Raw genomic sequence first — 26575 nt, forward strand, 5'->3', positions numbered from 1 at the left:
GTGGGAGGTTCTCTTTTTAATTTTTCATGTCCGCCTCCTTGGTTTCCATCGCAGGCTTAATGGGATTTCCATCTGCATCGATCTCAATGATATTATCAAATCCAAGTTCATCCAGTTTTGTAATGATCTCAGCTCTATCACCCACCATAAACCAATTGACCTCCTCTGGTTTTACCACTTGGTTACTCACTGTTTTAATATCTTCCAGTGAAAGCCCTCGCACATTCTGATCATACTTTTGGTAGTAATCATCAGGCAAATCGTACCTGACCAAATTTCGAACAGAACTGTTGACAGAACTATTAGTCTCCCATTGACCCGGAAGCCTCAACACTTGATTGGTCTTCACTTTTTCAAGTTCCGCGGTGGTTGCAGGTCTGGTAGAGGTAAACTCCGATATTTCTTTTCGAATTTCAGTTACGGATTCAGCCGTTTTATCGGTTTGTACAGGAGCATAAACTATAAAAGGGCGTTCCTCTTTGGAGCCTAGCACAAAACCTCCTGCACCATAGGACCAGTGTTTATCTTCCCGCAGATTCATATTGATTCGCGATGTGAAATCACCCCCTAGAATACTCACCATTTGCTCCAACGCTATTTCGGAAACATCGCCATATTTTTCGGTCAAATGTCCTGCTAGGATTACAGATTGTTGGGATTCTGGTCTGTTCATCAAATAAAGCGTATTCTTGGTATTGGTGTTTGGCTTGTTGAAAGCAATTTTTGGCACATCGCCCCGCTTCCATTTGCCCAATGTCTTCTCCAATTTGGGTTTTAACTCGCTCATTTCAACATCCCCCGTAATAATTATGGTAGAATTGTTGGGCTTGAACCATGTGTCATAAAATTTCACCACATCATCCCTCGTCAATTTGGCAACCGCATCCTCATATCCCGTTCCAGTGTAGGGGCTGCTGTAGGGGTGGCCTTCTCCATAAAGGTATTTGTTCATGACCCTCAAAGCCATACTTACTGGTTGGGACTTTTCTTGTTTTATGTCGTTGATTTGCTCACTTTGCAAACGCTCAAACTCGTTTTGCGGAAACACGGGGTTCAGAACAACGTCCAAAAAGAGGTCCAAGCTTGCATCCAAGCTTTGTTTTAACGTAGACATTTGTACATTGGATTGATCTTGGTTTGAAAACGTGCTCAGTGATGCTCCCAATAACTGTAGTTGTTCGTTGATTTCCAATGAAGTTTTATCCTTAGTTCCTTCGTCCATAAGGTTCATGGCCAAACGAGCGGTTCCAGGACTGGATAAATAGTCAGTTTTGTAACCTGCATCCGCTACTAGGTTGATGACAATTGTGGGTACTCCTTTGCGTTGGGCCAAAACCACGTTAAGCCCATTGGATAGTTGAGTGCGCTGCAACTCTGGGAATTTGGAGCTCTTTTGAGGTCCCAGTTCAGGAAGCTTGCTCCTATCAACGGTTGATTCTTCAACACTATACTCCGGAAATGGTTTACACACCAAAACGTGTTTACCTTTTTTGAGCCATTTAGCGGCAGTTTTCCGTAAATCCTCCGTAGTGGCCTCTTCAACATATTTTAATCTTGTTTTGTAGTACGATGCGTCACCATGATAGGTTTGATTCGAAGCTAGGATATCTGAAACTCCCCCAAAACCGCCTATGCGTTCCAGACCCATTATAAAATTGGCAAAATAGCTTGCTTTTACCCTTTTGAGTTCCGCTTCGGTAGGGCCTTCCTTGATAAACTTATCAATTTCCGCCCAAAGTTCTTTTTCCAGTTTATCCGCATCATTTCCCGGCTTTACGTTTAACCATGTTATAAACCGACTTGCAATTTCACTGGTCGCCTGAAACGAAACAGCAGTGCTGGCCGACTGATCTTCATAAATGAATTTTTTATACAACCTTGAATTTTTTCCACTGCTCAGAATGGCAGAGATCAAATCAAAATGAAGGTCTTCCCGTGAGCCACCTTCTGGGGTGTTCCATGCAAAAAGGACTCTTGTTTCGGGCACACGATCCTCATAAACCTGATAAGAATCATACACTTTGTTGGGAATGTTCACTTCTTGTCGTTCCACGGTTGGACCTGACGGGATATCCCCAAAATATTTAATGACTTTTTGATGGACTTCATCCGCATTAATATCCCCAGCAATGGCAACCACCGCATTTGCCGCTCCGTAATAGGATTTAAACCACTCTTGAACATCTTCCAAGGAAGCTGCATTTAAATCTTCCATCTCCCCGATTACAGTCCAAGAATAAGGGTGCCCTTTTGGATACATGGCTTTGGTTAAATAATCCCATTGCATTCCATAAGGTTGATTTTCACCCTGTCTTTTTTCATTTTGAACAACCCCTCTTTGCTCATCAAGCTTTGCTTGATCAATGGCTCCCAAGAGATGTCCCATTCGGTCAGATTCCAAAAAAAGCACTTGGTCCATAGCCGAAACGGGAACATTCTGAAAGTAATTGGTTCTGTCTGTGTTTGTAGTTCCATTGAGGTCAGTTCCTCCAATGCTTTCCAAAGCTTGGAAATAATCCGTGTTATAGTTTTCACTACCATTGAACATTAAATGCTCAAAGAGGTGGGCAAATCCACTTTTGCCCGGCTTCTCATTTTTAGACCCCACATGGTACCACACATTGACAGCAACAATGGGTGCTTTGTGATCTTCATGAACCAAAAGGGTGAGTCCGTTCTTTAAAGTAAATTTTTTGTAAGGGATGTCAATATCATCCGCTTTAAACTGAAAATCCTGTCCGTAAATCACAGGTGTACATAAAAACCCTAGAACAAGGGCAAGAAGTAATTTTCTCATTTGATTGTATTTTTGATTGATAAAATTGAATTCCACAATATAGGAAATAGTTTACAATACTCGCTATTCTAATTAGTTAGAGCCCTGTACATATTGATAAATGGGTGTCCATTCAACTAAAACTTGACTTTTAAATTGCCATAAAATAATTTCTTGCTTACTTTGTGTGCGTAGCCCCTATCAATGTATCAGATATTTGTGCCATGCAACGTCCTGAATTGCATTTACATATCATTACCACTGCCGGCAATCTTTTCTATGTGAACGGTTACAATTCCACGGGAATTAATGAGATAATTGAAAAGTGCGGTATTGCCAAAGCCACGCTCTACAGTCATTTTAAGTCCAAGGAAGATATTTGTGTTGCCTATCTGGAAAATCGTCATGATACCTTTATGGACTCACTTAAAGGTTATGTTTCCAGAAGAAAAAGTGGTAAAAATCAACTGTTGGCCATATTTGACCTTCTGCAGGACATGTACCGTGAAGAAAACTTTCAAGGGTGCTGGGCGCAAAAAACCCTAGGTGAACTTTCCCCAAAGCAAAAAAAGATTCTAAGTGTCATTCAAAAACAGAAGAAAGACCTATTGTTGTACTTGGGTGAGGTTGTGGGGGAAAACATTCCCAAAATTTCCAAAGCAGAGATTGAAAAGATTTCAGGCGGGCTTTATTTACTGTTTGAAAGTGCCATAACAGAAAGTCACCTTTTTAAAAACGATTGGCCCATTTATATGGCCAAAAATATAGCCCCTGCACTTTTTACGGATGCCGAATAAGGGTAAATTGTTTTTAAACACCAAACATGCCAGTTCAAGCGGAGTCGAGAACGCCAAAAGCTACCCTTTGACAGAACATCTCGACTGCGCTCGATGTGACATATTGACCAAACCAGGTCCTATTTAGTTTTAAACTTCCACCGCTTCCAAGGGCTGTGCCACGGGAAAATCAATAGGAATCTCGGTAGTATTGTTGATATAATTTGAGATGGTTTTATCACCTACCAAAACAATGGTGTCAATTAAGTTTTCCTTGGTCCATCCAGCGGCAAAGAAATTGTTCAACACTTGGGCGTCTGTGGCACCTCTTTTCTCTGTAATGTTTTTGGCCAAACGTGCCAAAGCATCCAATTTTGCATCAAAAGAGGCCTTTCCTGCCCTTAGTTCCAAAATCTGCTCGTCGGTAAAACCGTTCATTTTTCCAATGGCCGTGTGCGCAGACAAACAATACAAACAGTTATTGGCTTGGCTCACCGCTAAGTTTACCACTTCCTTTTCTTTGGCCTTCAACGAGGTTTTGGCGTTGGCAAATGTTAGGTAGTTTCCTAACGCGTTTTCCGAGTGGGCGTAGGTGGCATAAAGGTTGGGAACAAAGCCTAAGGCTTTTTCCAGATTGTCAAAAATAGCCTGATTGGCCGGACTTACTTCTTCTCTTTTAAGTACGTTGATTGTGCTCATGATTTTAAATTTTTTAAATGAATTATTATATATGGATTAAAAAGTCTGTACAAAGGGTTTCTCGGCATCACAATAGAAATCATGATGATACTTTTGCTCACAATGCTCCGAGACCTTTATGGTTTGTGACTCGGTTCTTTGTGGCGTTCTAAAAATCTCAATGAGATTGAAAAGGGATTTTTCCGTGGGCTTCATCTTTTGTCTGTTTTAAATTACAGGGCAAAGATGCTGCGGAAAAGAAGGCAGGTGTTAGGAAGGATTTCCCGACGGCTTGATGAATTTTCCCCTAGGCTACTGTCAAAAGGTTCTCACGGTACTCGGATGGGGTCATTTGCGTCATTTTCTTGAAAAATCGGCTGAAATGTGCCGGGTCATTAAAACCCAGTTCATATGCTATTTCCTGATTTTGCTTGTCGGTGTAATTTATGAGTCGTTTTGCCTCCAAGGCTATGCGCTCCAAGATGATCTGCTGTGGTGATTTTTGGTTATAAATGGAAAAGAGATTGGAAAGTGTCTTGGGTGATTTGAACAACATTTCGGCATAATCGCTCACCTTTCGCTTGGTCTTATAATGAAGGTCTACCAAAAAATTGAATCGTCGGATGGTATCTATTTGGTCGTTACCCAGTGTTTTTACAATGAGTTGTTCCTTGGCCAAGCGTGTACTCATAATGATTAATCGTTTTAAGAGCATCTGTAGCATATCCCCTTGGATATTATCTGAGGTTGAAAATTCCTCTATGAACATATGGTGCAATAGATTGAACTTGTTCAGTTGGTCCTTTGGAATACTTATAATGGGAATGTCTTGGGTGCCAAAAAACAAAATACCGTTACAGGAGACCTCAGAATCATGATCAAAAACACAATAAAACTCTCTATTAAAAAGAATGGCGGAAAGGGGGAGTTGCGTTTGGGAATAGGAAACATGCTGCAAATAGGTAACGGTCACCATTTGATTGGAGGCCAACTCCAATTCCATCCCATCAATCCGAATCGTGAGGGGGCAATCATTTCGATTCCATAAAAATTTAATGGTCTTGGAAGTGATGGAAAATCGTTCCTCATCTTTTTTTATATCCTCGGTAAAGCCTAAAATGGCCCCTAATCTGGAATCTTTGTATTCGTATTTCATGGGTCGATTCTTCCGTTACACTACTTTTAGTCCTCCTTTTTTGTTCATACTTACAGATAGTAAACCACTCATTACCAGACAAAATATTAAACAAGACTGTTAATATATTGCGCACGTTTCCATGATTTTTTAGTATTGGGTATGAAAGCACGATTTTATGAAGAAGCCATTATACAGTTTTACGGCAATATGAAGTTGGGAAACTCCCCAATTTCTTCCATGGATTTTTATGCCTCCTTTTTTGACAGTATCTGCCGAAACCTGCAGGACGTAAAAAGTCTAAGTTCTCTTTCCGAGAAAGAAAAATGGAAAACTCTTTTTCCTTTTCGTCGCGAAATCTTGGATAAGAATCATACTGTGGTGGTAACCGATGCCAACGTAAACATTGTTTATGCCTCCCAGAACATGTATCTCATGAATGGTTATAGGCCCGAGGAGGTGGTAGGTAAAACACCCAAGATATTCCAAGGGAAGGATACCTGCCCAAAAACCACTCAGGTTATTTCAAGCGCCATTAAAAACAGAACCCCGTTCGAAGTTATGTTGGTGAACTATAAAAAAAATGGAGCCCCTTATCAATGTAAAATAAAAGGGGCCCCTATTTGGGATAAAGACGGAAAGTTGGTCAACTTTATCGCGTTTGAAAAAGAAGTTGCTTAATTCCTTTTCTTAAAAGTTACAGGATTCTATCTCGGTCACCCTTAGGGTGTTCACCATTCCTTTGTCTTTTATGGGCATGGCCGCAAGGCTGATAAGCATATCTCCGACCCCCAAAAATCCTTTTTTGCATGCAATTTGGTTCACATCTTCTATGGTCTGGTCAGTGGATACAAATTTATCGTAATAAAAGGCTTTTACGCCCCAAAGCAAGTTCAACTGGGTTAAGATCCTTTTGTTGGAAGTAAACACCAAAATGTGTGCACTGGGTCGCCAAGCCGAAATCTGAAACGCCGTATATCCACTGTTGGTCAATGTAGAAATGGCCTTTGCCTGTATCTCATTGGCCATTAACGCAGCATGGTAACAAACCGATTTGGTGATATATCTTTTGGTGCGTATGTGCGGCGGTGTTTGTGGAACCTTGATTAAGCTCGAACCTTCAACACTGGTTAAAATACTGGTCATTTTTTCAATAACCTGAACGGGATAGTTTCCAACAGAAGTTTCTCCCGAAAGCATCACGGCATCGGCTCCATCCATAACGGAGTTGGCCACGTCATTCACTTCAGCGCGGGTTGGCGTAAGGCTGGTAATCATTGTTTCCATCATCTGCGTGGCAATGATTACGGGAATCCTTGCTTTTTTGGCCCTCAATACCAATTTTTTCTGAATCAAAGGCACCTCATGTGCCGGAACTTCAACCCCTAAATCTCCACGGGCCACCATTAACCCATCGCAATAAGCCACAATCTTATCAATATTGTCAACTGCTTCTGGCTTTTCAATTTTGGCCACAATAGGAATCTTATGGTCAGTATGTTTCGCAATCAACTCCTGTAGGTCAATCAAATCTTGACTATGACGCACAAAAGAAAGTGCAATCCAATCAACTTCATGTTCAATGGCATATATGGCGTCTTTAATATCTTTTTTAGTAAGGGCTGGCAATGAAATTGCTGTGTTGGGTAAGTTTACTCCTTTTTTGGATTTAAGGGGGCCCCCTTGAATTACCGTCGCCGTTACCTCATCTTTTCCATTGGTGGATTTTACCTCAAAGATGAGTTTTCCATCATCCAACAAAATACGTTCACCAGGTTTAACATCAACAGGGAAACTTTTGTAGTTCATGTACACCCTTTGGGCCGTACCTTCAAAAGGCTCACCTGTAGCAAAGGTGATTTCATCTCCGGGGGACACAACAGCCTCGCCACCCATTACACCCACTCGTAATTTGGGTCCTTGCAAGTCTGCAAGTATTGATGTATTTACCTCCAATTCCTCATTTAACTCCCGTATCATTTTAATACGCTCTGTAACATCATCATAAGAGGCATGTGAAAAATTAATTCGAAAAACATCCACTCCTGCCTCGATCATTTCTTTGAGTACTTCTTTCTTACTGGTGGCAGGGCCCAACGTTGCTACAATTTTGGTCTTCTTTCTAGTTGGCATTTTTAAAAGATTAAATTTCTTTTTGATTTTAAGGTTTCTGTGTCAATGGGATATGCCGTTATGACCTTGGTTATTTTATTGATGGCTTTCACCTTTTGTGCGAATGCTGAATCTTCCGCTGCATCTACTTTTAAAAAATAGTCGACCTCTTTTCGCTCTTTGACCAAATGACTGGTTCGTACGGAAACATTGTTCTCAAACAATCCGCCCGAAGGTATAACTTCCTCTACAACGCACTTGTTAGAAATCAAAGTCCAGTAGATGTCGCTCATTTCATCGTCCCAATCAAACACAGAAAATGATAGATTTTCATCAAGGTGAAGGTCTTGCGCCATCCTCTTCAAATGCAATCCGCAGTTGGAATTTATGGCATAGGTCATGGCATAATCCTCCAAATCACTGTGTATGGCGATGAGCTTAAAGCTGTCATCATAAAAGTCTGCCGATATCTTATGCGTTGTCAACATGCCCTTAACACGAACTGTAAATATACTCTTAATCCTATTGACTGCCTAGTTGAAACAAGACAATACACTTATAAACACAACGAAAACGTTTGAGTTTACCTTTTTTTAAAGTTACTGATTTTCAATTTTGTTCTGAAGTGCAAAATAGGCCCTTTTTGATGCCTTTTCCTCTGCCTTTTTTTTAGAAGTGGCCCTAGCTTTTGCCATGATGCGATCACCTATGGTCAATTTTACGGCGAAGTGTTTTAGCTCATCGTTTCCTGTGTCTTCATAGACATGATAGTTGAACGATTTCTTCTGTTTTTGACACCATTCTATCACCAAACTCTTATAGCTGATGACCTTGCCCTCCAGCTGCTCAATGTCCACATAGGGTTCTATGACACGCTCATTGATAAACTTTTCACAATAGGTATATCCACGATCCAGATAAATGGCCCCGACCAAAGCCTCAAATACGTTTCCGTGTATGTTCTCCCCAAAGTGGGATTTGGGAATCCGGCTTTCCACAAAGCGCAAAAGGTTCAAGTCTTTGCCCAACTCGTTCAGGTGTTTTCTACTTACTACCTTGGAGCGCATTTTGGTAAGATAGCCTTCATCTCCTTCGGGGACTTCGTTGTATAAATGTTTGGAAATAATGGTCCCCAGCATGGAGTCGCCTAAAAATTCGAGGCGCTCATAGTTCATGGGGTTTCCTTCTGGGTCCTTTTTGTTTACGGAACGATGCAGAAAGGCCTTCTTGTAAATTTCAATGTCCTTTGGCTTGAATCCAAGGATATTTTTGATCCCCAAAAAAAAATCCCCATCCGTTTTCGGATGGGAATTGAATATTTTAGAGGTGAGCTTCATGTCTACAAAACTACTCTATTTTTTTGAACAAAATACAGGCATTATGACCACCAAATCCAAAGGTATTGCTCATAGCCACATTGACCTCTCTTTCCTGAGCCTTGTTTAAGGTCAAGTTGAGTGAGGGATCAATTTCCTCATCCACAACGCTATGGTTAATGGTTGGCGGCACCATATTATGTTCCATGGCCAATATGGAGGCAATGGCCTCTATGGCTCCTGCGGCTCCGAGCAAGTGCCCGGTCATGGACTTTGTGGAATTGATATTGATTTTGGGCGCATGGTCTCCAAATACTTTGGAAATGGCCTTTAATTCGGCCACATCTCCCAACGGAGTTGAAGTGCCGTGAGTGTTGATAGCATCCACATCCTCTGGTTTTAACCCAGCATTTTGCAAACAGTTTTCCATTACCTTGACCACACCAATACCTTCAGGATGTGGAGCGGTCATATGGTAGGCATCACTGGACAATCCGCCACCCAAAACCTCAGCATAGATTTTTGCACCTCTTGCCTTGGCATGCTCATATTCTTCCAAAATGAGTGCCCCACCACCTTCACCAAGCACAAAACCATCCCGGGTTGCATCAAATGGTCTTGATGCCGTTTCTGGACTATCGTTTCGTGTGGAAAGTGCGTGCATGGCGTTAAACCCACCCATACCTGCAATGGTTACTGCGGCCTCACTTCCTCCAGTGACAATTACATCACAATGGCCCAATCTGATATAATTGAGCGCATCGATAAGTGCGTTGGCCGAGGAGGCGCAAGCGGATACCGTGGTATAGTTGGGGCCCATAAATCCATGTTTGATAGAAATGTTCCCCGGAGCAATGTCCGCAATCATTTTTGGTATAAAGAAAGGATTGAAACGAGGTGTTCCATCCCCTTGGGCATACCCAATTACTTCATTCTGAAAAGTTTCCAGACCACCAATACCGGCACCCCATACAACACCTACCCGAAATTTGTCCACTACGTTCAGATCTATTCCTGAATCCGCAATGGCTTCATCCGAAGATACAAGTGCATACTGGGCAAACCTATCAAGCTTTCTGGCCTCTTTTCTGTCGAAGAAATCCTCCGGATTGTACCCTTTGAGTTCACAGGCAAATTTTGTCTTGAACTTCTCCGTATCAAAATATGTGATGGGCGCAGAACCGCTTTTTCCGGTCCGTAGTCCTTCCCAATAAGCTTCCAAATTGTTACCTATGGGAGTCAATGCTCCCAATCCAGTAACTACTACGCGCTTTAACTGCATTGAACTATTTTTTACCCTTTTGAACCTAAATTATAAAAAAAATTATCCATGTGCCGATCATCACATGGATAATTTATACTCTTTTAGTAATATATCATATAATTACTTCGCTTCTTCGATGTAGCTAATGGCCTGGCCAACAGTTGCAATGTTTTCTGCCTGATCATCAGGGATTTGGATGTCAAATTCTTTCTCAAACTCCATGATAAGCTCAACAGTGTCCAAGGAATCCGCCCCTAAGTCGTTGGTAAAGCTAGCTTCTGCTACAACTTCATTCTCATCTACACCTAGTTTATCAACGATGATAGCCTTTACTCTTGATGCAATGTCTGACATAATTATAGTGGTTTTAAAAATTTAATTGTTGGCAAAAATATAAAACTTTGGATTAAATACACTATTTGTCGATAAAATGTACCCCAAATTAAACATCTTAAAATTCAGTATCTTACTTTAGCTGCCTGAAGTTAGTCCAAAATCATATCAATTCCTAACAGATGAAACAAATTGTCATCTTGGCATCGGGAAGCGGGTCAAATGCCGAAAACATTATCACTTATTTTAAGGAAAACCCACAGGTAACGGTCTCTGCAGTGCTTACCAATAAGAAAACGGCAAAGGTTTTGGAACGGTGTGACCGGTTGGAAATCCCCTCGTTTTACTTTAGTAAAGTTGCTTTCATTAAATCTGATGCTGTTGTTGGGGTACTAAAAAGTCTTCAGCCCGATTTAATTGTACTGGCCGGTTTTCTTTGGAAAATCCCTTCCAATATTATTGAAGCATTCCCCAACAAAATCATAAACATTCACCCTGCCCTGCTTCCCAAATATGGAGGAAAGGGCATGTACGGGGCCAAAGTACATCAGGCTGTAAAGGAAAATGCAGAGAAAGAAACAGGTATCACTATACATTATGTGAATGAAAATTATGATGAAGGTGCCATCATTTTTCAAGCCAAAACCGCTGTTGAGCCCTCAGATGATGCCGACAAGATAGCAGATAAAGTGCACCAATTGGAATATGAGCATTTTCCGAAAGTGATAGAGAAACTCCTTGTATAATGGCGAAGAAAAAGAAGTTTTATGTGGTTTGGAAAGGCAAACACCCTGGTATTTTTGAGTCGTGGGATGACTGCAAAGCACAAATTGAAGGGTTTAAGGGTGCTCAATACAAGTCATTTGGCACTTTTGATGAGGCCAAAAAAGCCTTCAACAGCAACTATTTGGAGTACAAGGGCAAATCCAAAGGAAAATCGGAGCTGACCCAAGAAGAACTTTTAAAGATTGGCGACCCCAATTACAATTCCATTGCGGTGGACGCAGCTTCGAGTGGCAACCCTGGCAAAATGGAATATCGCGGCGTTGACACCAAGACCAAAAAAGTGCTGTTTCATCAAGGACCTTTTCAACAAGGCACCAGCAATGTGGGCGAATTTTTGGCTCTGGTACATGGTTTGGCTTTTCTGAAAAAACAGAAGAGTGACCGCATATTGTATTCGGACTCCCGGATTGCCATTGGATGGGTGCGTAAGGGAAAATGTGGCACTAAACTCCAAAAAGGCCTTAAAAATGCAGTGCTTTTTGAACTTATCGAGCGTGCAGAAGAGTGGCTGAAAAAAAATCGCTACACCACTCCTATTGTTAAATGGGAAACCAAAGCGTGGGGTGAAATCCCAGCGGATTTTGGAAGGAAATAGAATCTTGACAGATATGAGACCTGAGACGTTAGATATTAGATTTCATAACTCTCCCTTTTAAACCTGCACTTGAGTTTGCTCTTGAACTTGAGCTTGTATTCCCTTCTTTTTCTTAAATCCTTTCACAATGATTCCAATATGGAATATCAAAGCGTATATTTGCACCAAAATTCATTGAATGGGCAAATTGCTGATTGTTGGTAGCGTGGCTTTTGATGCCATTGAAACTCCGTTTGGCAAGACTGGTAAAATTTTGGGAGGTGCTGCACCTTTCATAGGATTGGCTGCTTCTCAGTTCAAGACAAAATCCGCCATAGTTTCTGTTGTTGGAGATGATTTTCCGCAAGCATATCTGGATTTGTTGACCGACCGAAATATCGATATCTCCGGCATTGAAGTGGTAAAAGGTGGTAAAACCTTCTTTTGGCAGGGTAAATATCACAATGATCTGAATTCTAGGGATACTTTGGTCACCGAACTTAACACCCTTGGAGATTTTACCCCCGTTGTCCCCTCTGATTTTAAAAATGCCGATGTGGTGATGTTGGGGAATCTGCATCCAAACACGCAGATGAGTGTAATTAATCAGATGGAGGAACGACCAAAGCTCATCATTTTGGACACCATGAATTTTTGGATGGACAATACCTGGGATGAATTGATGGAAGTCATCAAAAAAATAGATGTCATTACGATCAATGATGAAGAGGCCCGTCAAATGACCAAAGAATATTCGTTGGTAAAAGCTGCCGCTAAAATCCAGGAAATGGGACCTAAATATGTGGTCATCAAAAAAGGGGAGCACGGCGCTCTGTTGTTCCATAAAGAGAATATTTTCTTTGCCCCCGCCCTTCCGTTGGAAGAGGTTTTTGACCCTACAGGTGCAGGGGACACGTTCGCCGGAGGGTTTTCGGGCTATTTGGCGGAAACGGGAAATATTTCCTTTGAAAACATGAAAAATGCCATTATACATGGTTCCAATCTAGCTTCTTTCTGTGTGGAAAAATTTGGAACAGAACGAATGTTGGAATTACAAAAACACGAGGTAGAAGCCCGCCTGATGCAGTTTAGGGATTTGACCCAGTTTAATATTGAATTAACATAAATTTGTGCCCTGAAAATTTCAGGGCATTTTTAGTATTGGTTTGTTATGAGTGATGCGATTAAGCACGAATGCGGAATATCACTAATCCGTTTGCTTAAACCTCTGGAGTATTACAAAGAGAAGTACGGTACAGCCTTTTACGGCGTAAATAAAATGTACCTAATGATGGAGAAACAGCACAACCGCGGACAAGACGGGGCTGGTTTCGCCAGTATTAAACTGGATATGCAGCCTGGTGAGCGCTACATGAGCCGAGTACGGTCTGCACAACAACAGCCCATTCAGGATATTTTTGACCAAATCAATGCCCGAATCAATTCGGTAATGACCGAGCACCCCGAATATGAGGAAGATGTGGAGATGCAGAAACGCCATATTCCCTACATTGGGGAATTATTGATGGGACACGTTCGCTATGGAACGTTTGGTAAAAACAGCATTGAAAGTGTCCACCCATTTCTTAGACAAAACAACTGGATGCACCGTAACCTCATCGTTGCTGGAAACTTCAACATGACCAATGTGGATGAACTCTTTGGCAATTTGGTGGAATTGGGACAGCACCCCAAAGAATTGGCGGATACAGTGACCGTGATGGAAAAAATAGGTCACTTTTTGGATGATGCTGTAGCCAAACTCTACAAACAAATTAAGAAGGAAGGATATAATAAAAGAGCGGCCTCCCCTTTGATCGCCGAACGATTGAATGTGGCAAAAATCCTTAGAAAAGCTTCAAAAAACTGGGATGGTGGTTACACCATTGGCGGTCTGTTGGGTCACGGTGATGCCTTTGTCATCCGTGATCCTGCGGGAATACGGCCAGCATATTACTACCAAGATGATGAAATTGCCGTAGTCGCTTCAGAAAGGCCAGCCATCCAGACCGTGTTCAATGTAAAATATGACGATGTCAAGGAACTGGATCCTGGGCATGCGGTCATCATTAAAAAGGATGGAAACTTCGCTATTAAACAAATTCAGGAGCCCACCGAACGCAAGGCATGTTCTTTTGAGCGCATTTATTTTTCTCGCGGAAGCGATAAAGAAATCTATCAGGAGCGAAAAATGCTGGGCAAATTGGTATTCCCCGAAATCTTGAAGTCCATTGACGACGATTTGGAAAATACCGTCTTTTCCTATATTCCCAATACAGCTGAAACTTCTTTCTTTGGGATGGTAAAAGAGGCCCAGAATTACCTTAACAACAAAAAAGAAGAACAAATCATTGAGCTAGGGCCCAATATAACCCGGGAAGAACTGCACAAGATTTTGGATGTACGCCCTAGGATAGAAAAAGTGGCCATCAAGGATGCCAAACTGCGAACCTTCATTACACAAGATAGCAGTAGGGATGATTTGGTGACCCACGTTTATGACATCTCCTACGGTTCTGTGAAGCAAAATGATAATTTGGTCATTATAGATGATAGTATTGTGCGCGGTACAACGCTTAAACGAAGCATCCTTAAAATTTTGGACCGACTATCGCCAAAGAAGATCATTGTGGTTTCTTCGGCTCCACAAATCCGTTATCCGGATTGTTATGGAATTGATATGGCCAAGCTCGAAGATTTTGTGGCCTTTAAAGCTGCCAAGGCATTGCATGAAGATGCAGGCACTATCCATAAGATAAAAGAGATCTACGAAAAATGTCTTACCCAAACAAAAACTAAGGATAAGGATGTGGTAAACTACGTTAAGGAGTTTTATGCTCCTTTTACAGCACAGCAGATTTCCAAAAAAATAGCAGAAATTCTAAGCCCAGAAGGTATAAAGGCCGAAGTAGACATCATTTACCAAAGTATTGAGAGTTTACACGAAGCTTGCCCAAAAAACTTGGGGGATTGGTATTTCACGGGAAATTATCCAACGCCAGGAGGGAACCGGGTTGTTAACCGGGCATTCATTAACTTTTTTGAAGGCAAAAACGAACGCGCGTATTAAGGCTCTATTTTGCGTAAGCAGCAATGTGCGCATTTCGTCGATGAAACGAGTAGATTAACGGGTTTTTATACGATGGGCAACGAGCAAACCTACTTTAGTATTGCCATAGCATAAGTAGGTTAAGTTCATGGTAAGATTTGGGGCAAAAAAGGTGGAAGCTATTCCACCTTTTTTATTTTCTACTCTTCTCCCAAACCCAAAAAAAGTCCACCTTTCTTGACATTTATCAATTAACCATCCATTTTGTACACTTTAACCAAATAAAGGGGGTTTCATCTAAAAGCTTATTGCCCAAATGGCACCTTGCCTTACATTTGGAGAACCATAGCATAAGTAGGTTAAGTTCATGGTAAGATTTGGGGAAAGAAGGCGGAGAACACTCCGCCTTCTTTATATTTGACTACCAACGATTTATCCATTTTATCGATGAACTGCACGTTTTCTTTTTCATTGAAAATTCAAAAATTTATCTAAAACCCTTTGTTATTTCTCACAATACCAGTATTTTAGTCTCGCCATAGCATAAGTAGGTTAAGTTTATGGTAAGATTTGGGACGAAAAGGGCGGGGGCTTCCTCGCCCTTTTCTATTGTAAAAAATCAAATCCATAAAAAAAGCCGAACACTGCGTGTCCGGCCTTCATATCTTAAAAAAACAGTATTTACTTCCCTGCTTCGTAATTCTCGGCAACTTTTGCCCAGTTGATTACATTAAAGAACGCTGAGATATAATCTGGTCTCTTGTTTTGGTAGTTCAAATAGTAAGCATGTTCCCATACATCCAACCCTAAAATAGGTTGTCCCCCGCATTCAACACCCGGCATAATGGGATTATCCTGATTAGGTGTGGAGCAAATTTCCAATTTTCCACCTTTGTGGACGCACAACCAAGCCCAACCAGAACCAAATCTAGTTCCTGCCGCAGCAGTGAATTTTTCTTTAAATCCTTCAAAAGAACCGAAGGCAGAGTCAATGGCCGCAGCTAAAATACCAGTTGGAGCACCTCCTCCGTTAGGAGACATTACTTCCCAGAAAAGGGAGTGGTTGTAAAAACCGCCTCCATTGTTTCGCACAGCACCGTTGGACATGTCCAAATTAGAAAGAATATCCTCAATGTCCTTGCCTTCCAAATCGGTTCCGGCAATGGCATCGTTCAACTTAGTGGTATACCCATTGTGGTGCTTGGTATGGTGGATTTCCATGGTCCTAGCGTCTATATGTGGTTCCAAAGCATCGTATGCATACGGTAATTTTGGTAATTCAAAAGCCATAATATTGTGTTTTTATGTTATTACTTGATTCGTGTAAAAATAAGGGTTTTAACAAACAAATGCACCCAAAACCGTGTTAAGTTCAGATCGATAATTCTTATTTTGCAATAAAAGTTTTCTTGGGGAACTCCAGCTTTAAAATATACGGTGCATCTGCAGGTTCGGGCAAGACCTATGCCTTGGCCAAGGAATACCTAAAGTTATTGTTGTCCAATGATTCGCCAGTCTCATTCAGGCAAATTTTGGCCATTACGTTTACCAATAAGGCCGTGGATGAAATGAAGACCCGGATTCTGGACAACCTCTATGCCTTCGGAAAAAACCCCATCCCAAAAAAACAGGAAGCCTTGTTCCTAGAACTTTGTCAGGAGCTTTCATTGACTGAAGATCAATTACGGCAAAAATCTAAAATAGTGCTCAAGCGGATTTTGCACAATTACTCGTTTTTTGAGGTCTCCACCATTGACAAGTTCAACCATAAACTGATTAAGACTTTTGCTCGGGACCTCCAACTTTCGCAAAACTTTGAAGTGGAACTGGACACCGACTTGCTGTTGGAAGAGGCCGTGGGTCGACTCCTTGAACGAGCCGGAACAGATGATGAACTCACGAAAGTACTCATTGACTTCTCCTTGGAAAAAATTGATGATGACAAAAGCTGGAATATTGCCTACGATCTTTTGGACATTGGAAAGTTGCTATTTCAAGAAAACCATGCTGTTCATATTGATGTTCTTAGTTCCAAGTCCATCAACAATTTCAAAGAGATTCAAAGAAAGATTGTTTCCAAAATCACTGTTTTTGAGAAAAAAATAACGGAAATCGCAAAAGCTATGCTGGATGAAATTGCTCAGCAGGGTTTTGAGTTTTCAGATTTTCCCAGACAAACCCTGCCCAATCATTTTAAAAAAATAGCAGACGGCGAGTTCGACCCAAAAAAAATATATACGAGCAAAACGTTAGAGCCCAACTTAGTTGAGGGCAAACTTCTTAAAGCAAACGATAAAAGAGATGTTACCGAGTTGGCCATGACGCTTCTGAATGCGTTTTTATCCATCAAGAAATTAATATATGAGCGCGGCTACCTCCAGAACATCTATGGTAACATCGTCCCACTGACGGTGTTGAACGAAATTGCCAAGGAAATACGAAACATTGAGATGGAAAACGACATTGTTCCCATTTCAGCGTTAAACGCCATTTTGTCCAAGGAAATCAAAAACCAGCCTGTACCGTTTATATATGAGCGGATGGGTGAAAAATATCGCCATTATTTTATTGACGAGTTCCAGGATACCTCACAAATGCAATGGGAAAATCTGGTCCCCCTCATTGGCAATGCCCTCGAAAGTGAGGATGAACGCCATCAAAAAGGATCTCTCTTTTTGGTAGGCGATGTAAAACAGGCCATTTACCGTTGGAGAGGTGGCAGGGCCGAACAGTTTTTGGAGCTCATCAATGGGAAATCGCACCCTTTTGTGGTGGAACCTTCAGTACGCTCGCTAGACACCAACTGGAGGAGTTTTGATCAAATTGTGGCGTTCAACAATTCATTTTTTACGGCAGCGGCTCCCGTTCTTCAAAATGAAGGCTACCGGAACCTCTTTCTGCACGATTCGCACCAAAAAACCAACAACAAGCCCGGAGGGTACATCCAACTCTCCTTTTTGGATAGTAAAGTGGAAGATAAGAACGATGTCTATTGCCAAAAGGTTTTGGAAACCATCCATGAAATCACCTCGAACAAACACCCCTATTCAGATATTTGTATTCTGGTAAGGGATAATAATAAAGGTATGCTCTTGGCAGACTTTCTGGCTCAGCATTCTATTCCCATTATTTCTTCGGATGCGTTGCTGCTGGATAACAATGACAAAATCACATTCCTCATTGCCCTTTTAAGGCTATTCGAAAATGCCAATGATCGAGAAGCAGCCTATCACATTTTATTGTTTTTAGCCCGCAATGAAACAGATAAGCATAGTTTTATTTCAAATCACATAAATCAGTTGGAACCCTTTCTCACCAAACAACATGGGTTTCAAATGTCACTATTCAAGGGCCAATCGGTCTTCACTATTTTAGAAAATGCCATTGTGCAATTTGAGTTGGCCACAGACTCCACCGCATACCTTACCTTTTTAATGGACGAAGTGTTGCTGGTTGAAAAAAGACAGGGCCCTAGCGTGTTTTCCTTCTTAAAGTATTGGGAGCAGAAAAAATCGTCACTTTCCATTGCAGCACCCGATAATGTGAACGCCGTGCGCATTATGACCATTCACAAAGCAAAAGGATTAGAGTTTCCGTTTGTCATTTTTCCCTTTGCCAATGCTTTATTGGATGATAAACGAAAGAAAAAGAAATCATGGGTGCCTGCAACCGAAGCCGAAAAAGATTTGGGATTGGAAGAATTTCTCATCAACACCAACAAAGACATGTTGGAGTACAATGATAAAACGGCCCAAATCTATATGGATGAAGAACAAAAATCGGTCTTGGACGCCTTGAACGTGCTTTATGTAGCCTTGACCAGGCCCATTAAAGGGCTTTTTGTTATTACGGAAACCGGAAAAGAGGTAGCCTCCACGGAAAATGCCACTTCCTACTCGGATTTGTTTCAAGCCTATATCCAAGGCCACAACATTCCCAAAAATGAACAGGAGGTTTACACATTTGGCACTTTTCCCGAAGCTGAGGATGGCACTAAATCAACTGCTTCTTTGGACACCCATATTGATTATATAAGCCGACCGAAGGAAGATGCCCTATTTACCATCGCCACCACATCTGGCAGGTTATGGGATGAAGAGCGGAAAGAGGCAATTGAAATTGGAAATCTGATTCATTTTGCGCTCAGTAAAATCAATTATGCCGAAGAAGTTACGCAGGTGGTCAAAAACCTTCAATTGGCTGGGCTTTTTGAAAGGGATGCCTCGGAGGAAGTCAAACAAAAGTTGATGGATGTCGTGACTCATCCCGATTTAAATGCCTATTTTTCAAAAGATTATCAAATTCTCAATGAGAAAGAAATTCTAACAACGCACGGGGTTTCGCTTCGCCCAGACCGGATTGCCATCAAGGGTAATGAGGCCACCATCATTGACTACAAAACCGGAAAACCATCACCATCGCATAAGGAGCAAATTACGCTATATGCAGATGTGCTAAAAGAGATGGATTTTACCATTAAAAATGTCATTATTGTCTATATTGACCAAAAAATAAAACCCGTTTTCGTCTAAACAAAAAACTATGTACGGAAAAATCAAAGAACACTTGGCCCAAGAGCTGGAAGAGATTAAGGAAGCTGGCCTTTTTAAGAAAGAACGCATCATTACCTCATCGCAGGGCGCGGTCATTAAAATAGCAACAGGCGAAGAGGTCATTAACTTCTGTGCCAACAACTATTTGGGGCTTTCCTCCCACCCTGATGTGATCCAAGCCGCCAAGGATGTCATGGACACCCACGGCTTTGGAATGTCATCAGTACGGTTCATTTGTGGTACGCAAGACATCCACAAAGAATTGGAACAAAAAATCGCTCATTTTTATGGCACGGAGGACACCATATTATATGCTGCGGCCTTCGATGCAAATGGCGGGGTTTTTGAGCCTCTCTTAACCGCCGAAGATGCCATCATTTCAGATTCGCTCAACCACGCTTCCATTATTGATGGAGTCCGTCTCTGTAAAGCAAAGCGGTATCGCTATGAAAACAGCAATATGGCCGATTTGGAGGAACAGTTAAAACAGAGTGTAAAAGACGGTGCCCGATTTAAAATTATTGTGACCGACGGTGTCTTTTCCATGGATGGACTTTTAGCCCCATTGGACAAAATTTGTGATTTGGCTGATAAATACGATGCCATGGTCATGATAGATGAATGCCATGCCACTGGTTTTATTGGAGAAACAGGTCGGGGGACCTTGGAAGAAAAAGGGGTCATGGACCGCATCGATATCATCACCGGGACCTTGGGCAAGGCTTTGGGCGGTGCCATGGGCGGATATACAACTGGCAAAAAGGAAATCATTGAAATGTTGCGCCAACGATCACGGCCTTACTTGTTCTCTAACTCCTTGGCACCTGCCATTGTTGGGGCATCCATTAAGGTCTTTGAGATGTTGGATAAAGACACTTCTTTACGGGATAAACTCCAAAACAACACCGAATACTTTAAAAAAGGTATGAAGGAAGCAGGATTTGACATTATTGACGGAGATTCTGCCATTGTTCCCGTGATGCTATATGATGCAAAACTCTCACAAAAAATGGCCGATATGCTGCTGGACGAGGGAATTTACGTCATTGGATTCTTCTACCCTGTAGTGCCAAAGGGAAAGGCAAGGATTCGAGTTCAATTATCCGCAGCGCACGAAAAACAACACTTAGACCATGCAATAAATGCCTTTATCAAGGTAGGAAAGTCGTTGAAAATCGTCTAAAATCGTTGAAATGCACCAATTCTTAGGGCAAATGAGTTAAAAAAAAAGAATGTTTGATTTTGTTAATAAGTCTTAACAACTTACATTTGCTGCTGATAAACACTTAAACTTAAAATTTTGAGCATGAAACATCTTAGCAAATTATTGGTTGTTGCCCTTGTATTTGTAGGGATCAACAGCATACAAGCGCAAGACGAGAATAATCCATGGCAGATTAGTTTTGGGGTGAATGCAATTGATGCATATCCAACCAATGACGAGAATAATCCATTTTCAAGTACTACACTTTTCGATGAGTACTTCAATGTATCTGACCACTGGAATATTTTGCCTTCCGTTTCCTATGTAGGCGTTTCCAAGTACATTGGTGACGGATTCTCCATAGGTGCACGTGGTTCCTTGAACAGAATCGAGAAAATCGGTGACATGTCTGTAGAAGATCTTTCTCACTACGCTGTTGATGGTACCATTAAGTACAACTTCCTAAAGAACACAACAATCGACCCATTTGCTGAGATTGGTGGTGGTTATACTTGGGTTGATGAAATTGGAGCCGGTACAGTTAACGGAGGTGTTGGTGTCAACATCTGGTTCTCTGAAAACATCGGTCTTACTTTGCAAACCCAGTACAAGCATGCTTTCGAAGACTACCTAATCAAGCATTTCCAACACTTGGCAGGTCTTAGCATCAAATTTGGTGGTACTGACACTGACGGTGATGGTATCTATGACAAAGACGATGCTTGTCCAGAAGTTGCTGGTTTGGAAGCTTTCAACGGTTGTCCTGATTCTGACGGTGACGGTATCGAAGATTCTAAAGATGCTTGTCCTAACGAAGCTGGACCAAAAGAAATGAACGGATGTCCTGATTCTGATGGTGACGGTGTTGCTGATAAAGATGACGCTTGTCCTAGCACTCCTGGTCTTCCTGCCCTAGCTGGTTGTCCTGATGCCGACGGTGACGGTGTTGCTGATAAAGATGATGATTGTCCTAACGAAGCTGGTCCTTCTGAAAACAACGGATGCCCATGGCCTGATACTGACGGTGACGGTGTTCTTGACAAAGACGATCAGTGTCCAGATGTTGCCGGTACTGTTGCTAACAACGGTTGCCCTGAAGTAACTGAAGAAGTTCAAAAGCAATTGAACGACTACGCTAGAACTATCTTGTTCGATACTGGTAAATCTTCCATCAAAGCAGAATCTACTTCTGTAATGGTTGACATCATCCAAATCTTGAATGAGTATCCTAACGCTAAGTTTACTGTTGAAGGTCACACTGATAGCGTAGGTAGCGAGTCATTGAACCAAAAACTATCTGAAGAAAGAGCTAACTCTGTAAGAACCTTCTTGATTGACAAAGGTATCGCTGCTGATAGATTGACCGCTATTGGTTATGGTGAGGCTAAGCCAATCGCCACAAACAACACAAGAGCTGGTAGAGCACAAAACAGACGAGTTGAAATCAACTTGATCAAATAATAGAAAACTAAAGTTTTCCTTTAAAAAGGCTCCGCAAATGCGGGGCCTTTTTTATTTTAGTGCATGCATCACAGCTTTCTGGAATATGTATTGAACGACCTCCAAAGTAAGGCCACGGATTTCTCCGAATGTACCTTTATTCTTCCAAGCAAGCGTTCCGGCACTTTTTTAAAAAAACACCTAGCCGAGAAGCTGACCAAAAATATTTTTAGCCCCAAAGTCATTTCCATTCAAGATTTTATTGCAGAAATCTCAGGAATGGAACAAACCTCTAACCTTGATTTGTTATTGGTGTTGTATGAGGTCTACAAAACCATTCAGATTGACCATGCAGATGATTTTCCTTCTTTTTTGAAATGGGGGCAGACACTATTGCAGGACTTCAATGAAATGGACGGTTACCTTATTCCGGCCCATGACCTACTCAATTATCTTTCCGCGATCAAGGAAATTAATCACTGGTCTCTAAAAAAGGAGAGGACCGAATTGGTTGCGAACTATCTACAGCTTTGGAACAAATTAGAAGTCATTTACAATCGATTCAATGAAACCTTACTTCAACAAAAGAGAGGCTATCAAGGGTTGCTGTCAAAAGTTGCTGTTTCACGCTTGGAGGAATATTCAAAAAATCATAAAAACAGCCCCATCATCTTTGTAGGCTTCAACGCACTCACCGCAGCAGAATCAAAAATTGTACAACATTTTTTGGAAGAAGGTCATGGACAGGCTTATTGGGACATTGATTCCTATTTTTTGGATGACCCCATTCACGACGCCGGTCTTTTTATTAGAGAATACCAACGTAATTGGCCCTTCTACAAAAACAAAGGCTCAATAAAGTCGCAACACAATTTCCTGACAGAAAAGAATATATCCATTACTGGTGTTCCCAAAAGTGTATCACAGACCAAATATGTAGGGCAACTGTTGAATGATTTGAATTCCAAGGAATCTATTGACTTTTCAAAAACCGCCGTTGTACTTGCCGATGAATCATTGTTGACACCAATGCTGCAGGCTGTGCCTCCGTCTATACAGGCAGTTAACATCACCATGGGCCTTCCTTTAAACAAAACCGTTCTGTACTCCTTTTTTATGGCACTTTTGGAACTCAACGCCAATGCTTCAGAAAGGGGCTGGTTCTATAAATATGTTTTGGAATTAATCTCAAATCCGTATTGCGTAACAATTTCTGCCGCTAGTGAGGTTGATTTTGCCCAAGTTCTGGCCAAGGATATCAAGGAACAAAACTTGATATACCTCAGCAATCAGGCCTTAAACCACTATGCTAAAACCAATGCTATTTTAAAAATTATCTTTCCCAAACACCAAATTTCTGTGAACGATTGGATTGATAATTGTCTTGAGCTCATTAATAGGTTGAAGAACATCTTTCAAAATGAAAAAAATGCCATGGAACTGGAGCAGATATATCGTTTCTATACCCTGTTCAACCAATTGAAAGACTATTTGGCCAACGTGGATTTTATCAGCGAACTCAAATCCATCAAAAGTCTGTTCAAACAATTGGCTTCCATGGAAACTTTGGACTTTATTGGAGAACCCCTCTCCGGTCTTCAGATTATGGGGATGTTGGAAAGTAGAAACCTGGATTTTGAAACGGTTATTATCACTTCCGTTAACGAGGGTATCCTTCCTTCGGGAAAATTAAACAATTCCTTTATCCCTTTTGATGTAAAACGGGACTATGGCCTGCCCACTTATAAAGAGAAAGATGCCATTTACATTTATCATTTCTATAGGCTGATTCAACGTGCTAAAAATGTATACATCATCTATAATACAGAGCCCGATGTTCTCGAAGGCGGTGAAAAAAGCCGACTGATCTCGCAATTATTGACCGATGAAAACATAGCACCGTTCGTAAAACACACTATTGCAGCTCCGCAGACACACATTACTCCTTCTCAACCTTTGGAAATCAACAAGGACGAAAAACTCATTGCTGATATCATTGGCTTCGCCAATAGTGGTTTTTCGCCCACCTCACTCAGCAACTATGTAAGAAACCCCATTGACTTCTACACCAGAAACATCCTTAAAATCAACGATTTGGATGAAGTTGAGGAAACCATTGCAGCGAACACCTTTGGTACCATCGTACACGATAGTCTTGAGGAACTCTATACGCCTCTACTTGGAGCCACCTTGTCAAAAGAAAAGGTTGAATTACTAAAGCCTAAAATTCCCACTGTTGTAAAGGGCCATTTTCAAAAGAATCTGTCAGGAGTTGATATTTCCAAAGGAAAGTTTCTTCTGGTCTATAATGTCATTGTAAAATATTTGGAGAATTTTCTGGCCATTGAAATTGAACAACTCCAACGGCACACCATCAAATTAGTGGCTCTGGAGGAAAAATATGATATACCACTGGACATTCCCGAGTTGGACTTCCCCATAAAACTCAAAGGAACCCTAGATCGCGTGGATGAATTTGATGGTACCACAAGAATTATTGATTACAAAACAGGAAAGGTGGAACCAAAAAATGTAAAACTCACTGACTGGGAAGCACTTATTACCGATTACGATAAAAGCAAAGCGTTCCAGCTATTGTGTTACGCCTTGCTATATTCAAAAAAGCATGGTGCCCATTCTCTTTTGGCTGGGATCTATTCCTTTAAAAATTTGGGCCAAGGGTTGTTCCCCTTCTCACAGGACAAGAACAACACCCTTATTACCGCAGAAGTTATATCCACTTTTGAGGGCTCTTTAAAACAGCTCATCTTGGAAATCTGCAATCCCGCAGTGCCCCTTACTGAAAAAGCTGTCTGATTATTTTAAATCTGGACGCGTAGGTCGAACCTCTATTTTACTGGGCAAGGTTCTTGGGTGCATGGTCAACAAGTCGACCACCAACTTTCCAATATCTTCAGGTTGAATCTTCCACGCATCTTTTTCCGAGGGGTCATTGTCGTTGAAATGACTGGCAACAGAGCCCGGCATAATGGTTGTTACTTTAATGTTGTAGGGCCGTAAATCCAACATAGCTGCTTGTGTAAAACCAACGACCCCAAATTTAGTGGCGTTATATCCTGCTGCGGTCGGGAAAAAATTGGTCCCTGCCAAACTGGCCAAGGTCATATAATAACCTTCAGACTTCTTCAGGGCTTCCACAGCGGCTTTAAGAGTGTGGAAAACGCCATTCAAATTTGTGTTGATCATTTGGTGCCAATCCTCGTTCTTCATTTCGTCTATTGGTGCAAATATGCCCACTCCCGCATTGGCCATGACCATATCCAATTGACCCCAAGTGGCTAGAATCTTATCAACAGCATCTATTTCGTCCTTCTGTTTTGTAACGTCTGAAACTAATCCCAAAACATTATCATCGCTTCCCAAGCTTTTTACCGCCTTATCCACGCTGTTCTGGCTCCTTCCACTTATAGCAACCTTTATTCCCTGTTCCAGTAAACTTTCGGCAATGCCGTATCCAATACCTTTGGTTCCTCCTGTAATATATGCTACTTTTCCTTTTAGATTCATTGTTTTTTGTTTTATCCCCTAAAGTTCAAAAAGGAAACAGCCAAAAACAAAAAAACCATCCTAAAAGGATGGTAAAATTTAAGTTGGGGGCCATCGACACATTAAACAATCTTCTTGGAAAAAATGCTACATTTAAAAGTACTCGGGTTTGGGATAGATTTGCAACATCAAATAACCCATGTCTTATGGAAGCAAAACCATGGCTAATGAAAAAAACCAAAGAAAACAGTGAGCATTATAATTGGGGTGATAATTGTAGTGGATGGCATTTGGTTAAATCTGAAAGATTAAGTGTGATCGAGGAATTAATGCCTCCTAAAACCCAAGAACGAAAACATTACCACAACAATTCCCAACAATTTTTTAGAATTTTAAGCGGGATGGCTACGTTTGAAATTGAAAATGAGGTAGTTGAAATAGAAAGTGGCAGTGGAATCCATATCCCTCCCAAAGTAAAACACCGAATACGCAATGACCAATCCGAAAATTTAGAGTTTATAGTGATTTCGGAACCAACTACACGTGGAGACAGATATGAAGTCCCTAATCAATAAAAAAGCACCCTAGTGAGGTGCTTCATTTTTAGTGGAGAATACCGTCCCGATAATCATCGGGAGAACCGGTGGCCTTTCCGAAAGCCTTCGGAACGCTCTAGCCACCACTCTTTGCAATAAGAAATTCAATGTACTTCCGACTTTTCTTTCTTTTGATTTCCCTTTCCCTAGCCATAGCTTCAGACCTGGTTGAATAACACTCAGTGTGCTTTACCTCCCAATCCGTTGCCAATTTTGTGTATTTGGACCTACCAGCGTTGTGCCGGCTCATCCTATCTTCCAAATCTTGACAATGACCCAGATAATATCGGTCAGCGGATTTACTATATATGATGTAGACAAAATACTCCATAAAAAAAGCACCCTAGTGAGGTGCTTCATTTTTAGTGGAGAATACCGGATTCGAACCGGTGGCCTCTTGCATGCCATGCAAGCGCTCTAGCCAACTGAGCTAATCCCCCGTAAGAGAGCGCAAAGGAACTACTTTTTTCTGAAAC

23 protein-coding genes and 1 tRNA gene are annotated in these 26575 nt (G+C 41.4%); 11 read left to right on the plus strand and 13 right to left on the minus strand.

The features are described 5' to 3' along the window. Positions 1-16: 16 nt before the first annotated feature. Positions 17-2797, minus strand: a complete 2781-nt coding sequence (locus AB1A65_RS03485; protein WP_366585680.1) for a pitrilysin family protein — start codon at positions 2795-2797, stop codon at positions 17-19. 203 nt (positions 2798-3000) lie between these two features. On the opposite strand from AB1A65_RS03485, the gene AB1A65_RS03490 reads away from it, so the two are divergent. Beyond that, a complete protein-coding gene (locus AB1A65_RS03490) occupies positions 3001-3573 on the plus strand; it encodes a TetR/AcrR family transcriptional regulator (protein ID WP_366585682.1) in 573 nt (190 codons plus the stop codon). A gap of 129 nt (positions 3574-3702) precedes the next feature. On the opposite strand, the gene AB1A65_RS03495 is transcribed toward AB1A65_RS03490, so the two are convergent. From AB1A65_RS03495 to AB1A65_RS03505, 3 genes are all read right to left on the minus strand, one after another. Continuing rightward, on the minus strand, positions 3703-4251 hold the full coding sequence (locus AB1A65_RS03495; RefSeq protein ID WP_366585684.1) for a carboxymuconolactone decarboxylase family protein: 549 nt from the start codon (positions 4249-4251) through the stop codon (positions 3703-3705). 36 nt (positions 4252-4287) lie between these two features. Beyond that, positions 4288-4446, minus strand: coding sequence for a hypothetical protein (locus AB1A65_RS03500; RefSeq protein WP_366585686.1), 159 nt, complete (start codon positions 4444-4446; stop codon positions 4288-4290). A 91-nt stretch (positions 4447-4537) separates the two neighbouring features. Continuing rightward, positions 4538-5386 (minus strand): helix-turn-helix domain-containing protein, encoded by an 849-nt coding sequence (locus tag AB1A65_RS03505; RefSeq protein WP_366585688.1) that lies wholly within the window; start codon positions 5384-5386, stop codon positions 4538-4540. 141 nt (positions 5387-5527) lie between these two features. Between AB1A65_RS03505 and AB1A65_RS03510 the strand changes: the two genes are divergently transcribed. After that, positions 5528-6046 carry a PAS domain-containing protein gene (locus AB1A65_RS03510; RefSeq protein WP_366585690.1) on the plus strand — a complete coding sequence of 173 codons (519 nt, stop codon included), beginning with the start codon at positions 5528-5530 and terminating at the stop codon, positions 6044-6046. 9 nt (positions 6047-6055) lie between these two features. On the opposite strand, the gene pyk is transcribed toward AB1A65_RS03510, so the two are convergent. The 5 genes from pyk to AB1A65_RS03535 all read right to left on the minus strand — a co-directional run bounded on the left by pyk (position 6056) and on the right by AB1A65_RS03535 (position 10411). After that, positions 6056-7498, minus strand: coding sequence for a pyruvate kinase (gene pyk / locus AB1A65_RS03515; RefSeq protein ID WP_366585692.1), 1443 nt, complete (start codon positions 7496-7498; stop codon positions 6056-6058). 2 nt (positions 7499-7500) lie between these two features. Beyond that, the gene (locus tag AB1A65_RS03520; RefSeq protein WP_366585694.1) at positions 7501-7965 is read right to left on the minus strand and encodes an IPExxxVDY family protein; all 465 of its coding nucleotides are present in this window, start codon (positions 7963-7965) and stop codon (positions 7501-7503) included. Between the two features lie 111 nt (positions 7966-8076). Beyond that, a complete protein-coding gene (gene rnc / locus AB1A65_RS03525) occupies positions 8077-8814 on the minus strand; it encodes a ribonuclease III (RefSeq protein ID WP_366585696.1) in 738 nt (245 codons plus the stop codon). 10 nt (positions 8815-8824) lie between these two features. Then, positions 8825-10075 carry a beta-ketoacyl-ACP synthase II gene (gene fabF, locus AB1A65_RS03530; protein ID WP_366585698.1) on the minus strand — a complete coding sequence of 417 codons (1251 nt, stop codon included), beginning with the start codon at positions 10073-10075 and terminating at the stop codon, positions 8825-8827. Between the two features lie 102 nt (positions 10076-10177). Further along, a complete protein-coding gene (locus tag AB1A65_RS03535) occupies positions 10178-10411 on the minus strand; it encodes an acyl carrier protein (RefSeq protein WP_009778413.1) in 234 nt (77 codons plus the stop codon). A 161-nt stretch (positions 10412-10572) separates the two neighbouring features. On the opposite strand from AB1A65_RS03535, the gene purN reads away from it, so the two are divergent. The 4 genes from purN (at position 10573) to AB1A65_RS03555 (ending at position 14820) form a co-directional block, all read left to right on the plus strand. Then, positions 10573-11136: a phosphoribosylglycinamide formyltransferase gene (purN, locus tag AB1A65_RS03540; RefSeq protein ID WP_366585700.1), complete on the plus strand. Its 564-nt coding sequence runs from the start codon at positions 10573-10575 to the stop codon at positions 11134-11136. Then, positions 11136-11771 (plus strand): ribonuclease H family protein, encoded by a 636-nt coding sequence (locus AB1A65_RS03545; RefSeq protein WP_366585702.1) that lies wholly within the window; start codon positions 11136-11138, stop codon positions 11769-11771. The genes purN and AB1A65_RS03545 overlap by 1 nt, the downstream gene beginning before the upstream one ends. Before the next feature lie 178 nt (positions 11772-11949). Further along, complete coding sequence (locus AB1A65_RS03550) at positions 11950-12876, plus strand: PfkB family carbohydrate kinase (protein WP_366585704.1); 927 nt, start codon at positions 11950-11952, stop codon at positions 12874-12876. A gap of 45 nt (positions 12877-12921) precedes the next feature. After that, on the plus strand, positions 12922-14820 hold the full coding sequence (locus AB1A65_RS03555; RefSeq protein ID WP_366585706.1) for an amidophosphoribosyltransferase: 1899 nt from the start codon (positions 12922-12924) through the stop codon (positions 14818-14820). Between the two features lie 660 nt (positions 14821-15480). On the opposite strand, the gene AB1A65_RS03560 is transcribed toward AB1A65_RS03555, so the two are convergent. Beyond that, positions 15481-16089: a superoxide dismutase gene (locus AB1A65_RS03560; RefSeq protein WP_366585708.1), complete on the minus strand. Its 609-nt coding sequence runs from the start codon at positions 16087-16089 to the stop codon at positions 15481-15483. A 119-nt stretch (positions 16090-16208) separates the two neighbouring features. Between AB1A65_RS03560 and AB1A65_RS03565 the strand changes: the two genes are divergently transcribed. The 4 genes from AB1A65_RS03565 to AB1A65_RS03580 all read left to right on the plus strand — a co-directional run bounded on the left by AB1A65_RS03565 (position 16209) and on the right by AB1A65_RS03580 (position 24813). After that, a complete protein-coding gene (locus AB1A65_RS03565) occupies positions 16209-19331 on the plus strand; it encodes a UvrD-helicase domain-containing protein (RefSeq protein WP_366585710.1) in 3123 nt (1040 codons plus the stop codon). Positions 19332-19341: 10 nt separating this feature from the next. Next, positions 19342-20535, plus strand: a complete 1194-nt coding sequence (gene kbl, locus AB1A65_RS03570; RefSeq protein ID WP_366585712.1) for a glycine C-acetyltransferase — start codon at positions 19342-19344, stop codon at positions 20533-20535. Between the two features lie 123 nt (positions 20536-20658). Next, positions 20659-22017 (plus strand): OmpA family protein, encoded by a 1359-nt coding sequence (locus AB1A65_RS03575; RefSeq protein ID WP_366585714.1) that lies wholly within the window; start codon positions 20659-20661, stop codon positions 22015-22017. Positions 22018-22080: 63 nt separating this feature from the next. After that, positions 22081-24813 carry a PD-(D/E)XK nuclease family protein gene (locus AB1A65_RS03580; RefSeq protein WP_366585716.1) on the plus strand — a complete coding sequence of 911 codons (2733 nt, stop codon included), beginning with the start codon at positions 22081-22083 and terminating at the stop codon, positions 24811-24813. Here AB1A65_RS03580 and AB1A65_RS03585 read toward each other — a convergent pair whose 3' ends face one another. Next, positions 24814-25524, minus strand: a complete 711-nt coding sequence (locus AB1A65_RS03585) for an SDR family oxidoreductase (RefSeq protein WP_366585718.1) — start codon at positions 25522-25524, stop codon at positions 24814-24816. It lies immediately after the preceding gene. 206 nt (positions 25525-25730) lie between these two features. On the opposite strand from AB1A65_RS03585, the gene AB1A65_RS03590 reads away from it, so the two are divergent. Continuing rightward, entirely contained in the window at positions 25731-26078 is a 348-nt protein-coding gene (locus AB1A65_RS03590; RefSeq protein WP_366585720.1) for a cupin domain-containing protein, read from the plus strand. 97 nt (positions 26079-26175) lie between these two features. Here the strand turns inward: AB1A65_RS03590 and AB1A65_RS03595 are convergent, their stop codons facing one another. Both AB1A65_RS03595 and AB1A65_RS03600 read right to left on the minus strand, forming a co-directional pair. Next, positions 26176-26430, minus strand: coding sequence for a GIY-YIG nuclease family protein (locus tag AB1A65_RS03595; RefSeq protein WP_366585722.1), 255 nt, complete (start codon positions 26428-26430; stop codon positions 26176-26178). A 35-nt stretch (positions 26431-26465) separates the two neighbouring features. Continuing rightward, positions 26466-26539, minus strand: a tRNA-Ala gene (locus AB1A65_RS03600). Positions 26540-26575 lie beyond the last annotated feature (36 nt).

It is taken from the genome of Allomuricauda sp. ANG21 (assembly GCF_040705235.1).
Lineage (GTDB): Bacteria > Bacteroidota > Bacteroidia > Flavobacteriales > Flavobacteriaceae > Flagellimonas > Flagellimonas marina.

Excerpts from the sequence above, each read along its gene's own strand:
- AB1A65_RS03485 (WP_366585680.1), bottom strand. The coding sequence starts at position 2,797 with ATGAGAAAATTACTTCTTGCCCTTGTTCTAGGGTTTTTATGTACACCT.
- AB1A65_RS03490 (WP_366585682.1), top strand. The coding sequence starts at position 3,001 with ATGCAACGTCCTGAATTGCATTTACATATCATTACCACTGCCGGCAAT.
- AB1A65_RS03495 (WP_366585684.1), bottom strand. The coding sequence starts at position 4,251 with ATGAGCACAATCAACGTACTTAAAAGAGAAGAAGTAAGTCCGGCCAAT.
- AB1A65_RS03500 (WP_366585686.1), bottom strand. The coding sequence starts at position 4,446 with ATGAAGCCCACGGAAAAATCCCTTTTCAATCTCATTGAGATTTTTAGA.
- AB1A65_RS03505 (WP_366585688.1), bottom strand. The coding sequence starts at position 5,386 with ATGAAATACGAATACAAAGATTCCAGATTAGGGGCCATTTTAGGCTTT.
- AB1A65_RS03510 (WP_366585690.1), top strand. The coding sequence starts at position 5,528 with ATGAAAGCACGATTTTATGAAGAAGCCATTATACAGTTTTACGGCAAT.
- pyk (WP_366585692.1), bottom strand. The coding sequence starts at position 7,498 with ATGCCAACTAGAAAGAAGACCAAAATTGTAGCAACGTTGGGCCCTGCC.
- AB1A65_RS03520 (WP_366585694.1), bottom strand. The coding sequence starts at position 7,965 with ATGTTGACAACGCATAAGATATCGGCAGACTTTTATGATGACAGCTTT.
- rnc (WP_366585696.1), bottom strand. The coding sequence starts at position 8,814 with ATGAAGCTCACCTCTAAAATATTCAATTCCCATCCGAAAACGGATGGG.
- fabF (WP_366585698.1), bottom strand. The coding sequence starts at position 10,075 with ATGCAGTTAAAGCGCGTAGTAGTTACTGGATTGGGAGCATTGACTCCC.
- AB1A65_RS03535 (WP_009778413.1), bottom strand. The coding sequence starts at position 10,411 with ATGTCAGACATTGCATCAAGAGTAAAGGCTATCATCGTTGATAAACTA.
- purN (WP_366585700.1), top strand. The coding sequence starts at position 10,573 with ATGAAACAAATTGTCATCTTGGCATCGGGAAGCGGGTCAAATGCCGAA.
- AB1A65_RS03545 (WP_366585702.1), top strand. The coding sequence starts at position 11,136 with ATGGCGAAGAAAAAGAAGTTTTATGTGGTTTGGAAAGGCAAACACCCT.
- AB1A65_RS03550 (WP_366585704.1), top strand. The coding sequence starts at position 11,950 with ATGGGCAAATTGCTGATTGTTGGTAGCGTGGCTTTTGATGCCATTGAA.
- AB1A65_RS03555 (WP_366585706.1), top strand. The coding sequence starts at position 12,922 with ATGAGTGATGCGATTAAGCACGAATGCGGAATATCACTAATCCGTTTG.
- AB1A65_RS03560 (WP_366585708.1), bottom strand. The coding sequence starts at position 16,089 with ATGGCTTTTGAATTACCAAAATTACCGTATGCATACGATGCTTTGGAA.
- kbl (WP_366585712.1), top strand. The coding sequence starts at position 19,342 with ATGTACGGAAAAATCAAAGAACACTTGGCCCAAGAGCTGGAAGAGATT.
- AB1A65_RS03575 (WP_366585714.1), top strand. The coding sequence starts at position 20,659 with ATGAAACATCTTAGCAAATTATTGGTTGTTGCCCTTGTATTTGTAGGG.
- AB1A65_RS03580 (WP_366585716.1), top strand. The coding sequence starts at position 22,081 with ATGCATCACAGCTTTCTGGAATATGTATTGAACGACCTCCAAAGTAAG.
- AB1A65_RS03585 (WP_366585718.1), bottom strand. The coding sequence starts at position 25,524 with ATGAATCTAAAAGGAAAAGTAGCATATATTACAGGAGGAACCAAAGGT.
- AB1A65_RS03590 (WP_366585720.1), top strand. The coding sequence starts at position 25,731 with ATGAAAAAAACCAAAGAAAACAGTGAGCATTATAATTGGGGTGATAAT.
- AB1A65_RS03595 (WP_366585722.1), bottom strand. The coding sequence starts at position 26,430 with ATGGAGTATTTTGTCTACATCATATATAGTAAATCCGCTGACCGATAT.